The sequence below is a fragment of the Shewanella electrica genome (assembly GCF_022321485.1).
In the GTDB taxonomy this organism is placed as follows: Bacteria; Pseudomonadota; Gammaproteobacteria; order Enterobacterales; family Shewanellaceae; genus Shewanella; species Shewanella electrica.
Genome location: NZ_JAKOGG010000004.1, coordinates 364,105 through 378,028, shown reverse-complemented (window position 1 = coordinate 378,028; position 13,924 = coordinate 364,105). Strand labels below are relative to the sequence as shown.

Genomic DNA, 13,924 nt, shown 5'->3' with positions numbered 1-13,924 from the left:
TACTGCAAAGTATCAAATTTACTTCATTTTTAGCTGTGAACTAGCGATATAACCACTTTCGCTTTTTCTAATTCAGCTTTTGGATAAGTAAGTAAAAAAAGCCTCCCTAGATAACATGTTTTTTACACCTAACTCAGTCAGCGCTGAGTTGAAAGTAGCCACCAGCAGGAACTTCAGCTTGGAAATCCACCCCGGCAAACTGATTTTCCGATAGCAAAGACCGATATTGATTAGAGGAAACCACGCAAAGTTGCTCATTTGTCTGCAACAGGCGTGTATGTCCCTGACAGGCTCCCCATTCTACCAATCCCAATTGAATCGCGGGCGGGAGCATGACTGGAGTAAAGTCATCTTGTTGTCGAATATAACAGCGTAACCCAGTACCAGCTTGGGCAATATGCACCATACGGGTTTCCGGAACGTAGACAATCAGCAGAATATCGGCATAGATGCCCATGTTGGCCTGCATCAAACGCTGGTTGAGGTATTCCAACATCTTGCACGGCTCAAGCTGACCGCCGTTGTTCTTGAGTAGCTCACGAGAACTCTGGTGCATAAAGCTGCGTAACAGCACAGAGCCAAAAGCCGCACGATGATCTTCAGGATAAAAGTGGGCTAAATACATGCTCAAGTGACCGTTAGCCAGTCGCTCAGAATCAATAAAGTAGGGACTCACGTCATGTCCGCTAAACAAGGTGTATTCAAATGTGGCTTGTTTGTAGCTCACAGAGGAATTAGGGAATAGTTGTTGCTGCACACTCTTGGCCGCATTGGCGTTGTGCTCAAGCAATGACAGGTGCTCATTGAGTTCTAGATACGATAAGTCATCGACATCACGCGCGATATCATTTTTATTGAGGTGTGTACCGCGTAAGCTTTCATAAATTGCGTGTTCGATCTGGTACAGATCTGAGATGGGCTTAACTAGATAATCTGCCGCACCAAGCTTAAGCGCGTCGGTGACATTAGACATCTGCTGATTGCCGGACATCACAATGGCTGGAACATAAGAACCCGCGTTAGCTAACTCGGTAAGTAATGCCAAACCATCCATGTTGGGCATGGTGATGTCAGACAGCACGACATCGAAACTCTCAGCAAAAAAAGCAGCCAACGCGACTTCACCGTCGCCAGCTTCTGTGACTAACGCGCCTCGTCCGCGTAAGAACGAGGCGACAATAGTGCGAAAGACGGGATCATCTTCAACAAGTAGAATTTTTAATTCATCAAGCGCCATACATCGCCCTACCAAATATTGCGCCTGATGAAGTGATAACAAACAACCGCAGTCACACTAAAACGCTCGCGAAGCAATTTCTAGTACTACGTTGATGCTACTCCTCAAGCTCCTGCATATAGTCATCCAGCAACTCATCATCGTTGTCCTTCTTCGATGGTACTTTACCGTCATACACTTTGTAATCCACATACTGGATATAAGCGTCCTTCACAAAGCTGTACGGGTCGAGTGCATTGTCTACTAAGCGTTCTTGATCTATCGCGGCAGCTCTCGCGTTGAGTCCTTTTAATCCCAAGCGCAGGGCGTTTTGCCAAAAACTTAGCTCTGACAGAGGAAAGTATAGACCATCCACCCAGTCAGTCGTGATTTCCCGTGTCACATAGGGGCCCATGAACGGTGCCATGAAGTACGGTCCGTTAGGCACACCGTAATAACCCAGCACCTCGTTAAAATCGTCCTGTTTACGTGGCATGCCCATCATGTCGGCGACATCAATCAACCCCAATACACCGACGGTTGAGTTCACCACAAATCGGCCAGTAGCGTTTGCCGCCCAAGACCACTTGCCCTGTAGCGTGTTGTTCACTAACGATTGAGGCTCTTCTAAGTTTTGTAAAAAATTATCTAAGCCAGTTTTTACAGGATCTGGCACGTAATCACGATAACCATGAGCCACGGGCCGAGCGACATACCGGTCCAAATAGTTGTAGTTAAAGTTCCACATTGCCCGGTTAAAGCCTTCCCAAGGGTCACGAGGATCTCGATAGGTGACTTTAACCGCACTATCTTCAACGGCTGGCGTTTCGGGCTGTTCAGCCCAAATTGAGGTACTACAGGTTAACAATGTCCCCAAAAGACACAGCTGACAATAATTCATATCATACTCGTTGAAAGTTAATGCTATTTACAGATGTTTTTGCTTAAGAAAGTTGCCCAACTTGACGATAGTATTCCTACTAGAAGACGATTTTATATCCATTCCCGTCCTATCGCTTATATAGGATACTGTTCAATCTCAGTAGGTCAAATGCAGAATATTAATAAATGCGTACTAAAAAGGTAATTTGCAACAATGAAGCCAGTGAGCGGCACAATCACCGCAGCAACGCCACCATCTAACACGCCACCGCCTGCGGTATCTACGTCGGCGTTGTTGCCTGTTGACATTTCTGTTACGCAGGACGCGATCAAGCTGGCTATTCAGGGACAAAATTTTCAAACTGAGTACCAATCCCAACTCGCTAGCACGCTACAAGCCAATACCGGCGAACGGGTACTGCAACTACTGACTCAAGCGGCCAACAGCCAATTACAAGCCAATCTCATGATCCTTGGCGCCAAGTTGTTGCAGCAAGTGCCTGCTGAGTTGCTCACCCCCAGCCGATTGGGAGATAACGGCTTAGCGCAACTACAGTTGTTGGCGCAACGGCCCCAAGGTTATCCGTTGCCGGTGGCCCGGTTGACCAATGGTCAGTTGCAATTTCCAGAGGGTGTTAACGTTGCTTTTAAACCGAGTGTGGCACTCAGCGACGGCATGTACGCGGTTAAGATTGTCAGTGCTGGCGGTGCACTGGCATTACAATTACAACCAATCAAAAGTGAATTTACTATTCCGCTGCTGCCGCTAGTGCCAGCTAAAGTGGACAATCTGCTTTCAGCTGGCACTAACGCGGCACAACCTAATTATTTGGTGGTCGCGCAACACGACGTATCACAAACTGCGGCGAGTTGGCTCAGTCGCTTAGAAAAGCTGCCGTGGCCACCACTATCAGCCACCAATCAGCAGGCTGCCACCACTGAGAAATCCGCCGTTGATGGCAAAATTGCTGCGGATGCAGCTAACGCACTCACTAAGACGGTGAATCCAGACTCTAAAACCTCGGCTAATCTACCGTCATCGCCACTGGCTAAATCTCTTTTTGCTACAGAGAATATGCCAACCAGCGGTACTAATACTGCGGACAAATCTCAGCCAGCAACCACCGTGGATGGTGCGCAGATCTTACAGAAGCACCTCAACAAAATGGGCGTAAGTGCTACCTCGGAAGCTATCGCCCTGCCCAAAAATAACTTAGCAAGCGCCCTAATGCGGGTACTGCCTGCTTTAAGCCCGTTATTAATGAGTGAGTTAGCCGATCCTGAGATTCTGCAACAGCAGTTGCTATCGGCTCTGAGCTTCCAACCGGCACAGCCATTTACCAGTTCGCCACTCACCCAAAGTGACTCGGTAGCATTTATGTTTCAGTTGCTGCTTGGTGCCAAACTTCCCAATGTGGACACTAACAAGATGTCTGCGCGGCTAAGAAATTATTTAAGTTCGTTACAAGCCGCCAGTAATAGTAGCGGCAAGTTGTTGGATGCCTTAGAAAGTAGTAAAAGCTTTGACAGTGTTAGCCACATGGTAAATTCCATCAGATTATTCCAAAACGCCTCGGCGGAGATGGGCGGTAATGGCTTTTTCTTTGCTCTCCCCTACCAGCTAGATAACCATACGGAGCAGTTGGAGGGTAAGTTTGAATATCAGCAGGACGCGGCAGATCCGCAGCTAAGCAAAGGCTGGAAGCTTAAGTTGAAATTTAGTCTTTCGAGCGGAGCAATGCTCGTCAACGCATTTATTCAGGGAAAATCGTTAAGGTTAGAACTTACCAGTAACAGCGAACTATTGCTTAACCGCATTAATAACTTTGAAGCGGTATTACAACAAAAGCTGACTCAAGTAGGTTTTACTGTTGATCGGGTAGAGAGTTACATGGCAAATATTCCCGCCACGGTATTACCCGGCGATCACGTCCTGGTCAAAATTAAGGTGTAACCATGAACAATCAAACCAAACCCGCTAAACAAGCGACGGCACTTTATTTTGATGGAAAAAAAGCGCCGCAAATTACCGCACAGGGTAAGGCGCTATTAGCAGAAGAAATTATCGCGGTCGCCAAAGAGGCTGGCGTACATATTCATGAAGATCCGCATTTGAGCAATTTTTTGCAGATGTTGGAGATTGGCGAAGAGATCCCTAAAGAGTTATATCTGCTCATTGCGGAACTGATCGCCTTTGTTTATATGCTAGATGGCAAATTTCCCGAGCAATGGAATAATTTGCACCAGCGTATTGTGCAGCAAGTATAAAAAGCGCGTTTAAACAAAGCTCGATATTAGCGGCTATGAAGTCGTAACAGCAGTTCTGCTTCCGCTTTAGGCAGCTCACATTCCTGCATCAGCTCATTGACCCCAGCCCCTAACTGCACCATCTTGATCGCTCGGCTGTAGAGGCGAGATTGGGGTTCTTGTTGTACCGATTCATCTAACCTCACATCTTGCGCGGCAATCCGTTTCTCCAGCTCCATCACGCGACGGCCAACCCCAATAGTACCGCTACGCAACTCTTGGATTTCCTGCTTTAACGTGTCTCGCTGTTTATCAGCTTCTTTGACTAACAAGGTCAGCGCATCGATTTTACTCTTGTAGTGCTGACCCTGCTTACGTTGGAGGATGAAAAGCGCCACCAGTAACAATATTAAGAATACACCGAGGGCAATTAACAGCTCATCGCCTAACATTGGTGGCAACTCCATTTCCAGTTATCCCAAAGCACGCATTAGATTTGTGACAACTCTGCCCACTCTTCGTCAGACAGCAGCTTATCGAGATCAACCAAAATCAACAGTTCTTCGCCACGGTTGCTTACGCCTTGGATGAATTTAGCGCTTTCTTCCGTACCAACGTTTGGCGCATTGTCGATTTCTGAACGGCGCAGATACACCACTTCAGCCACGCTATCAACCAAAATACCAATCACTTGCTTTTCGGCTTCAATGATCACGATACGGGTTGAGTCATCAACATCCGCCGATGGCAAACCAAAGCGTGAGCGGGTATCAATAACTGTGACAACATTACCGCGCAAGTTGATAATGCCGAGCACATAGTGAGGCGCACCAGGCACCGGCGCAATTTCTGTATGACGAAGCACTTCCTGCACCTGCATCACATTGATGCCGTAGGTTTCATTATCTAGCCGAAATGTGACCCACTGGAGCACGGCATCATCTTTTGCCGCTACGGCAGCTACGTTTCTTGATTCAGTCATAATTACCTCAGTTAATTGGATCTTGACAACCCAAGCCGGCATTCAGCATTTCCATTAAGGCTTGCACATGCAAAATGCCACACATCTGTTCTTTTACTACTCCAGCTAACCATGGACGTTTACCAGCTTTGGCGCGCCAGTTTACCTGGGATTTATTAATCTTCACTGCATTGAGGAGTGTCTCGCAAGCCAAGCCCCAATTACTGTTCTCTAGTACTACAAGATATTGATAATTTATGGATTGCGCCAGTTTCTCGTCATATTTTTCTGGCATAACCCACGCTGCAGTGTCAACAACGTTCAGTTGTGACTCGCGATACGTCTGCACCCCTTTAAACCACTTTGGTCGACCAATGATGTGGTTGATGTGCTCAATCTGCACTATGCCGCCCAAACTCACCAAAGGCACCGCTAACGTGAGCCCTGCGACTTTGAAAAACAGCACCTGAAACTCTTCATCCAACTGCTCCGCCAAGGTCAAGATATTGGCCGGCGGTACCGCTGCCGTCTGCGTTGCGGGGGCAACTGTTGTAACGGCTTCAATTGTCGGTTCTTTAATTATTGCAGCTGTTGGTTTTTCAGCAATTTTTTCAGCGGCTTTAGTAACAATCTTGGGCTGAGCCTGACTGACGGGCGCCACGGGTGTTGCTTTGGCTATCGATTCTTTAACGTCGGCAGCTTTAACCTGCGGATTACTGGCGGCGTCTCGGTGTTCTTTATTATCCGCCACGACGCTTGATAATAAGCGTTCCAGAGCTTGCTTATCTAACGTTGCTGCGGGTGTTACCGCAGGTGCAACGGTTTTACTCTGACTAACCGCAGCAATTGGCTTGGGCGCTACAGTTGCGGTCACCGCTTTAGCTGCCACAACGGGCGGAGTCACCTTGGGCTTGGTGGCCACATCCGCGACCACCTCAACACGACGTGTTGCCGTTTCTGGTACGGGCGCAGCAACCTCCTCAACCTGAGGCGATGGCTCGGCTAGCAATACGCTAAAGTAATCAAAAACAGTTTCATCAACCGATTTTGACATGGGCAAACTCCCCGTTATTCAAATAGTCCAATAAGCGCTCATAAGCTTTAACACCACGAGATTGTGGCGCGTAATGCGAAGCTGGTAAATGGGCCAAACTGGCATCTCTAAATTTTGTATCAACGGGAATAACATCAGGCCACAAAGTATCGCCATACACTTGGCTTAAATGCTGTAACGCTGCCGATGAGGCTTTAGTGCGGCGATCATACATGGTCGGCACAACGGAGAAGCTGTAGCGTACTTTTTTCGAACGGCCCATCAGCTCCATCGTTTTTATCATGCGGTCAAGGCCTTTGATCGCCAAAAATTCGGTTTGCACTGGCACCACAATATGATCACTCGCGGCCAATGCGTTAACCATCAACACGCCGAGTACGGGGGGGCAGTCAACCAAGGCGACATCGTAATCTTCCGCCACCAGTTGCAGTAGATTACGCAGCACTAATCCCATCCCCTCTTGATGCCCTAGCGAGCGGTCAATCGTGGCTAACGCCATGGTTGCAGGTAACAGATCAATACCTTCCACGGCTGTTGGCACGGTATGCTGTCTCACCAAGTCTCGGGAAAGCTGCTGATGTGCTAGAAATACATCGTAAAGTGAACCGGGGATCTCTTCAGAGTCGATCCCCAAGTAATAGCCCAAGGAAGCATGAGGATCGGTGTCAATCATCAACACGCGTTTCCCCTTGGCCGCTAGTACGCCGGCAAGGCTTGCTACGGTGGTGGTCTTACCCACGCCGCCTTTTTGATTTGCAATGGTCCAGACTTTCAATTCTAGGCCCCTTGTGTCCTTGTTAATCAGGGCAACTGCCGCGATTAATTTTTTGTGACGTCTCGAGTTGTTATTATTACGCCGCCATGTTGCGTCGGCACCACATTTATTCCATTTTGCTGGCGACTAGCCTGAGGTTCAGATTGGGGCTTAGCCGGTGCTTCTGTAACATTTTGCATTTTTGGAGTTAACGGTTGAGGCGCTATTCCCACTTGCGATGCTTTGGCATCTTGCTTGCTGGTCGCCTGTTGCCGCGCTAACGCTTGTTGTTGCGTTAACTTGCCTTCGGCAACCGGTTTAATGACCTCTAACAGTGACGCCGTTTGTTGCGGATGTTGCTCCATCCAACGCGCAATGGCTGCCGCATGTTGCTCAGGCACCATCAGCATCACTTGCGATGCCTGTAACTGTTCAACTTGCGCAGCCAATTGACGGCTTTTATCAAAATACTGCCACGTCAATGTGGCCAACAGCAGTACCGCTATACTCAACAAAAAAATAGTGAGCCGATAGCCGGTACTGCCGCTATCGCTAGCCACGGCCAGATTCTCGAACGATCGCCTCAGCCATGTTATCCAACGCTATCGACTGAGTAGAAATGCCCGCTGCGGCAACCGCTTGTGGCATACCGTATACAACCGACGAAGCTTCATCTTGTGCCCAAATGGTGGCGCCAGCGGCTTTCAACATTCTGGCACCTTCACGGCCATCAGCCCCCATGCCAGTTAAAACCACGGCTAAGACATCACCACCGAAGACTTTAGACGCCGAAGCAAAAGTAATATCAACCGATGGTTTGTAATTCATATCTGGCGTACCGGCGACGACTTTCAAACGACCGCTGGTGCCACTACGTTCAATCATCATCTGCATGCCACCGGGTGCCAGATATGCGCAACCGGGACGCATTAAATCGCCAGTTGCAGCCTCTTTCACCTCAATCTGACACAAGCCGTTTAAGCGTGTTGCAAATGCTGGCGTAAACGCCGCGGGCATATGTTGGATCAATAAAATCGGATGCGGATAGTTAGCGGGAAACTGGGTTAAAATACGTTGCAATGCAACTGGGCCACCGGTAGAAGTACCGATCAGCAAAGCTTTGTAGCGTTTACCACTGGCTTTGAGCGGCATCGTGCCACTACTGCGGCGGTCAGCAATCGGCTCATCTCGTGTCGCTGTTGTTGGCGTACTACGTTGCAAACGTGCCGTTGGGGTCGTCGCTGTCGTATCAGGCCGAGACGCTGGCGTTTGCATTGGCCGAATCGGCCGAAAAACACGACGATGCCCGAGCGCTTTAACCCGCTGTTGCAGCAATGCTATGGCATCTTCTTTATTGGTGGCGATGTCTTCAAAACGTTTCGGCAGAAAATCTAGCGCACCAGCGTCGAGGGCATCCAACGTCGCTTTGGCACCTTCATGCGTCAACGATGAGAACATCAAAATGGGCGTCGGGTGCGTTTCCATAATTTTACGGACGGCAGTAATACCGTCCATCACCGGCATTTCAATATCCATGGTGATCACTTGCGGCCGTAGTTCCGCCACCATTTTGACGGCTTCCGCGCCGTTAGTAGCCATACCTACGACTTCTAGACTAGGATCTTGATTGACGATTTCACTTACCCGACGACGGAAGAAGCTAGAGTCGTCTACGACTAATACTTTAATACCCATTAAAATCCTTTATCCGTGGCTTAGCTCTTGGCGCGGGCATAGTGCTTCAGTAGGCCCGGAACATCCAGAATCAAGGCAATGCCGCCATCGGATGTAATCGTTGCCCCTGCCATGCCTGGCGTGCCATGTAGCAGCGCCCCGAGTGGCTTGATCACCACTTCCTCTTGACCAATCAAGGCATCGACAACAAAGCCCACGTGTTTCGTGCCTAACTGCACAATGACGACATGGCCGAACTTTTTCTCACCGTGGCGGAAGCTTGCACCATGGCGGCTCAGCCAGTGTTCGAGATAGAACAGCGGTATCGCTTTCTCACGAACAATCACGGTCAGTTGTCCATCAACAATATTGGTCTTGGTTAAATTAAGGTGGAAAATCTCGTTAACGCTCGATAATGGCAGGGCAAATACTTGCTTAGCCACTTCCACCATCAGAGTTGGCATAATTGCCAATGTCAGCGGTACTTTAATCTCTAATCGCGTACCACGGCCTTTCAGCGAGTCAATATGTACGGTGCCGTTCAGTTGGGTGATACGGGTTTTAACCACATCCATCCCGACGCCGCGGCCAGAGATATCGGAAATTTCAGTTTTGGTTGAGAAACCCGGCGCAAAAATCAGGTTATAAGCTTCTGAATCAGACATCCGTGCGGCGGTATCTTCATCAAGCACACCACGCTTAATCGCGATTTGCTTGAGCTTCTCTGGATCCATCCCTGCGCCATCATCTTCGATTTTCAGCAGGATATGGTCGCCTTCTTGGCTAGCTGATAAGGTGATCGTACCGGTGCGTGGCTTACCCGCTTGTTCACGTACGTCCGGCATCTCAATGCCGTGGTCAACCGAGTTACGCACCAAGTGCACCAATGGATCTGCAAGTGCTTCCACCAAGTTTTTATCGAGGTCGGTTTCTTCCCCAACCATCAACAGGTCGATCTCTTTGTTAAGACTGCGAGCCAAATCGCGCACCACGCGAGGGAAACGGCCAAACACTTTTTTGATTGGCTGCATGCGGGTTTTCATCACCGCACCTTGCAGATCGGACGTCACCAGATCAAGGTTTGACAAGGCCTTAGACATCTCCTCATCTTCGCGGGAAATACCTAAGCTCACCAAGCGGTTACGCACTAATACTAGCTCACCAACCATGTTCATGATCTGGTCAAGTCGAGCGGTATCAACACGAACGGTCGTTTCACCTTGTGGCACGCTGTTACTTGCCGTGGCGGCTTTCGCTGGTGCTGCCGCTTCTTTAACGGCTGGCACTGCGGGCGTCGCTTCAGGCGCTGCTTTAGGTGCGGCGGGTTTAGCTGCGGGAGCTTTGGCAGCTGGCGTGGCTGGTTTTGCTACACTGGCGGCTTTAGCGGGTTCGCTTGTCTTAGCAACTGGCGGCGCTTTCGCGACAGGAGCACTCGCGGCTTCGTTTAAGCCTGGCGCACCACCTTTACCATGCAGCTCATCAAGCAACTTTTCAAATTCGTCGTCGGTGATTTCATCAGCATCAACGGAAGATGCTGGCGCTTCTTCTATCGGTTTGGCTGCCGCATCGCCGGTGAATTTGCCTTTACCGTGCAATTCGTCTAGCAGAGACTCAAATTCGTCGTCAGTAATATCATCGGAACCACTGGCAGCACTCGAAGTTGCTGCGGCTGCAGGGCTAGCGGCGGGAGTCACGTCGTCTGATGATGGTCCCTTGCCTTGACCGTGCAACGCATCAAGCAAGGCTTCAAATTCGCTTTCGTCAATGTCATCGATACTGCCACCAGCAGTTGACGCGGAGGCTTCAGCAGCGACAGGCGCTTCGGCCGCAACTGAATCAAGCATTTCGTCAAACAGCTCATCGGTATCATCGGCTTCCGCTTCGACTTCTGGCTCAACCAAGGTTTCTTCTACCGATGCTTCGCCACCAGTGACTTCTGAGGGTAGTGGCGCGCCAGAACTGAGCAGTTTTAATTTTGCGAGGAGTGCTTCATCTGCAGGTTCTTGCTCTTGCCCTGCTTGGGTCTGTGAGAACATCACATTGATGGTATCGACCGCTTGCAGAATAATATCCATCAGTTCTGAACTGACAACGCGTTTGCGGGTGCGCAACAGGTCAAAGGTGTTTTCTGCCTCATGACAGACATCCACCATCGGCGCTAACCCCAAAAAGCCAGCGCCACCTTTTACCGTGTGGAAGCCACGAAAGATGGCATTGAGTAAATCGGTATCTTCAGGGTTATTTTCCAGCGATACCAGCTGTTCCTGAAGTAATTCAAGAATCTCACCGGCTTCAATCAAAAAGTCCTGCAGAATCTCTTCATCAACATCAAAGGCCATTAAAATGACTCCTTATCAGAATCCTAAGCTGGATAACAAATCATCAACTTCGTCTTGACCAGTTACAACATCTTGACGAGTATCCGCATTAATAACGGGCCCTTCAGCCTCGATACCACCGCCGCGAATTGGCGCATCAATGACATCTTCTGCCTGAGCACCAAACACTGTCAGCATGGAGACCAGACTCAATTCGACTTCTTTAACCAAATCGATCACACGGCGAATCATCTGCCCAGTGAGGTCTTGGAAGTCTTGCGCCATGAGGATCTCGTTAAGCAACTGACGTAGACGATTTGAGTCTGCTTCGCACTGCCCCATAAAATGCTGTACGTCGTGGCATAGACCTTTGAAATCCTGCAACGAAATATCGCGCCGCATCAACTTGTCCCATGTCGGTTTGACTAAGGCTAAGTTGCTATTTAGCGCATCAGATAATGGTAAACATTCCTCTACCGCATCCATGGTCTTATTGGCTGCTTGCTCCGTCATGTCGATAACGTAGGTCAGGCGCTCTTTCGCATCAGGAATATCATTGTTGGCCAGTTCCACCAGTCGATTATCCAGCTGAAAATCAACTAAGGCGTTATGTAGTTGTCGCGTTAACTTGCCAACTTCATCGAAGAGTTCTTTTTGAATCGGCTGAGCCAACTCGCGCAACATTTCATCAGCCTGCTCTTGCTGACCAGCCTGTAATAGTTCTACCAGTTGTTGCGCTTGCTCAAGCGTGATGAGCTTGGATGTTTCTGCTTTCATAGCATCACTCCAATCAACCGAGACGTTCAAAGATCTTATCTAACTTCTCTTTGAGTGTGGCTGCTGTGAAAGGCTTGACGACATAGCCGTTTACGCCTGCTTGAGCGGCGGCGATAATCTGCTCGCGTTTGGCTTCCGCTGTTACCATCAACACCGGAATGTTTTTTAGGTGCTCATCGGCACGAATAGCTTTCAGCAGATCAATACCTTGCATACCCGGCATGTTCCAGTCGGTAACGACAAAATCAAAATCGCCTTTTTGTAACATCGGCAATGCTGTTGATCCGTCATCTGCTTCTTGAGTGTTGTTAAACCCAAGGTCTCGTAGCAAGTTCTTGATGATGCGTCTCATCGTTGAAAAGTCATCAACAATAAGAATCTTCATATTCTTGTCCAAGGTTTCCTCCGCTGAGCTAGCAATTATCTATGGCTCACAATTAATTTTATATCTGGGCCCAATGTTTGAGCTTGGCTTTTAGTCTAAGCATTGCTTGGCTATGGATCTGGCTCACCCTAGACTCACTCACTTCCAAAACCGCACCGATTTCTTTTAAGTTGAGTGCTTCATCATAGTAGAGCGATAGAACAAGCGCTTCTCTTTCTGGTATTTGTTTTATTGCTTCAGTCAGCGCAACTTGAAACTGACTATTGGCCAAACTCTCATAGGTATCATTTTCGGTCATATCTTCTGAAATCACAACGTCAGGAGATACGCCAAGATCTTCAATTCCAATAATTTTACCAGCAGAGACATCTGTTAGTATGTGATGATATTCATCCAACGACATATTTAATCGTTCAGCAATTTCGGCATCACGTGCATCGCGTCCCAGTTGCTGTTCGAGTTCATCAATGACTTGAGAAACCATACGTTGATTACGGTGAACTGAGCGCGGCACCCAATCGCCACGCCGAATCTCGTCAATCATGGAGCCGCGAATACGGATGCCGGCGAACGTTTCAAACTTGGCACCTTTACCACCATCGTATTTCGCTGCGGCTTCTAGCAAGCCAATCATGCCGGCTTGGATCAGGTCATCCAACTGCACTGAGGCCGGTAACCTCGCCAGCATGTGATGCGCTATGCGCTTGACCAGTGGCGCATACTGCTCAACGATAAGAGTCTTATCATTTGCTCCAGCATACGCAGCCACTTTATTCACTCGCGCCGTCCTCTTGATAGTCTGGTTTTTTCACCAAGCGTTCGACAAAGAATTCGAGATGTCCACCCGGTTGCTGCGGTATCGGCCAACTGATCACTTTGTTAGCCAGTCCGTGGTAAGCAATACTTGCAGGTGATTTAGGAAACGCTTCCACAATCAATTTTTGCTTACGTACTGATTTTCGCAAGTTTTCATCGAAAGGAATTGTCGCTACCAGCTCTAATGCCACATCTAAAAAGCGATCTGTCACTTTGCTTAACTTGGCAAACAGCTCCATGCCTTCGCGGAGACTGCGCACCATATTGGCGACAATTTTAAAACGGAACACGCCATGTTCACGGCTGAGGATCTTTATCAGCGCGTAGGCGTCGGTGATTGAGGTTGGCTCGTCACATACTACGATCACCACATCTTGTGCGGCACGAGAAAAGCTCAACACCATGTCGGAGATACCGGCGGCAGTGTCAACAATCAACACATCAAATTGGGTTTTCATTTCACTAAAGGCGCGAATGAGTCCCGCATGTTGCGCTTGGCTGAGTTCGACCATGGCTTGCGTGCCCGAAGTAGCAGGAATGATGCCAATACCTTTCGGACCACGTACGATAATATCGTCTAACTCGGATTCACCAGATAACACGTGCGATAAGTTACGCTCGGCACGTAAACCCAACATAACATCGACGTTTGCCAATCCGAGGTCGGCATCCAGCACGATGACGCGCTTGCCCTTTTCTGCCAATGCAACAGCCGTGTTGATGGAGACGCTTGTTTTACCAACCCCACCTTTGCCACCAGTAACGGCTATTACTTTAACTTTGTCGTTATATTCCTGATTCATTTTTCGTAAACCGCTCGCTTGGTCCGGGGTCATAACA

General features: G+C 48.8%; 15 protein-coding genes. 2 read left to right on the top strand and 13 right to left on the bottom strand.

The genetic code is table 11. From position 1 onward, the window contains the following. Positions 1–133: 133 nt before the first annotated feature. Together L9G74_RS08630 and L9G74_RS08625 are read right to left on the bottom strand one after the other, a co-directional pair. The gene (locus L9G74_RS08630) at positions 134–1,237 is read right to left on the bottom strand and encodes a response regulator (RefSeq protein ID WP_238895892.1); all 1,104 of its coding nucleotides are present in this window, start codon (positions 1,235–1,237) and stop codon (positions 134–136) included. A gap of 97 nt (positions 1,238–1,334) precedes the next feature. Next, positions 1,335–2,117 (bottom strand): MlaA family lipoprotein, encoded by a 783-nt coding sequence (locus tag L9G74_RS08625; protein WP_238895891.1) that lies wholly within the window; start codon positions 2,115–2,117, stop codon positions 1,335–1,337. 195 nt (positions 2,118–2,312) lie between these two features. On the opposite strand from L9G74_RS08625, the gene L9G74_RS08620 reads away from it, so the two are divergent. Beyond that, positions 2,313–4,052 carry a hypothetical protein gene (locus L9G74_RS08620; RefSeq protein WP_238895890.1) on the top strand — a complete coding sequence of 580 codons (1,740 nt, stop codon included), beginning with the start codon at positions 2,313–2,315 and terminating at the stop codon, positions 4,050–4,052. Positions 4,053–4,054: 2 nt separating this feature from the next. After that, the gene (locus tag L9G74_RS08615) at positions 4,055–4,366 is read left to right on the top strand and encodes an EscU/YscU/HrcU family type III secretion system export apparatus switch protein (RefSeq protein ID WP_238895889.1); all 312 of its coding nucleotides are present in this window, start codon (positions 4,055–4,057) and stop codon (positions 4,364–4,366) included. A 26-nt stretch (positions 4,367–4,392) separates the two neighbouring features. Here the strand turns inward: L9G74_RS08615 and L9G74_RS08610 are convergent, their stop codons facing one another. Genes L9G74_RS08610 through L9G74_RS08560 form a run of 11 tightly spaced genes read right to left on the bottom strand, consistent with a single transcriptional unit; the run spans position 4,393 to position 13,920 of the window. Next, positions 4,393–4,797 (bottom strand): DUF2802 domain-containing protein, encoded by a 405-nt coding sequence (locus tag L9G74_RS08610; RefSeq protein WP_238895965.1) that lies wholly within the window; start codon positions 4,795–4,797, stop codon positions 4,393–4,395. Positions 4,798–4,835: 38 nt separating this feature from the next. After that, positions 4,836–5,327 carry a chemotaxis protein CheW gene (locus tag L9G74_RS08605; protein ID WP_238895888.1) on the bottom strand — a complete coding sequence of 164 codons (492 nt, stop codon included), beginning with the start codon at positions 5,325–5,327 and terminating at the stop codon, positions 4,836–4,838. A gap of 7 nt (positions 5,328–5,334) precedes the next feature. Then, positions 5,335–6,360 carry a chemotaxis protein CheW gene (locus L9G74_RS08600; protein WP_238895887.1) on the bottom strand — a complete coding sequence of 342 codons (1,026 nt, stop codon included), beginning with the start codon at positions 6,358–6,360 and terminating at the stop codon, positions 5,335–5,337. Beyond that, on the bottom strand, positions 6,344–7,135 hold the full coding sequence (locus tag L9G74_RS08595) for a ParA family protein (protein WP_238895886.1): 792 nt from the start codon (positions 7,133–7,135) through the stop codon (positions 6,344–6,346). The genes L9G74_RS08600 and L9G74_RS08595 overlap by 17 nt, the downstream gene beginning before the upstream one ends. 44 nt (positions 7,136–7,179) lie before the next feature. Then, on the bottom strand, positions 7,180–7,674 hold the full coding sequence (locus tag L9G74_RS08590; RefSeq protein WP_238895885.1) for a hypothetical protein: 495 nt from the start codon (positions 7,672–7,674) through the stop codon (positions 7,180–7,182). Further along, positions 7,667–8,809, bottom strand: a complete 1,143-nt coding sequence (locus tag L9G74_RS08585; protein WP_238895884.1) for a protein-glutamate methylesterase/protein-glutamine glutaminase — start codon at positions 8,807–8,809, stop codon at positions 7,667–7,669. Before L9G74_RS08585 ends, L9G74_RS08590 begins: the two co-directional genes overlap by 8 nt. A gap of 20 nt (positions 8,810–8,829) precedes the next feature. Then, positions 8,830–11,127, bottom strand: coding sequence for a chemotaxis protein CheA (locus L9G74_RS08580; RefSeq protein WP_238895883.1), 2,298 nt, complete (start codon positions 11,125–11,127; stop codon positions 8,830–8,832). Positions 11,128–11,142: 15 nt separating this feature from the next. Next, positions 11,143–11,883 (bottom strand): protein phosphatase CheZ, encoded by a 741-nt coding sequence (locus L9G74_RS08575; RefSeq protein ID WP_238895882.1) that lies wholly within the window; start codon positions 11,881–11,883, stop codon positions 11,143–11,145. A gap of 13 nt (positions 11,884–11,896) precedes the next feature. Further along, on the bottom strand, positions 11,897–12,280 hold the full coding sequence (gene cheY, locus L9G74_RS08570) for a chemotaxis response regulator CheY (protein ID WP_238895881.1): 384 nt from the start codon (positions 12,278–12,280) through the stop codon (positions 11,897–11,899). Between the two features lie 46 nt (positions 12,281–12,326). After that, positions 12,327–13,046, bottom strand: a complete 720-nt coding sequence (locus L9G74_RS08565) for an RNA polymerase sigma factor FliA (protein ID WP_238895880.1) — start codon at positions 13,044–13,046, stop codon at positions 12,327–12,329. Next, complete coding sequence (locus L9G74_RS08560) at positions 13,039–13,920, bottom strand: MinD/ParA family protein (RefSeq protein ID WP_238895879.1); 882 nt, start codon at positions 13,918–13,920, stop codon at positions 13,039–13,041. Before L9G74_RS08560 ends, L9G74_RS08565 begins: the two co-directional genes overlap by 8 nt. Positions 13,921–13,924: the final 4 nt, after the last annotated feature.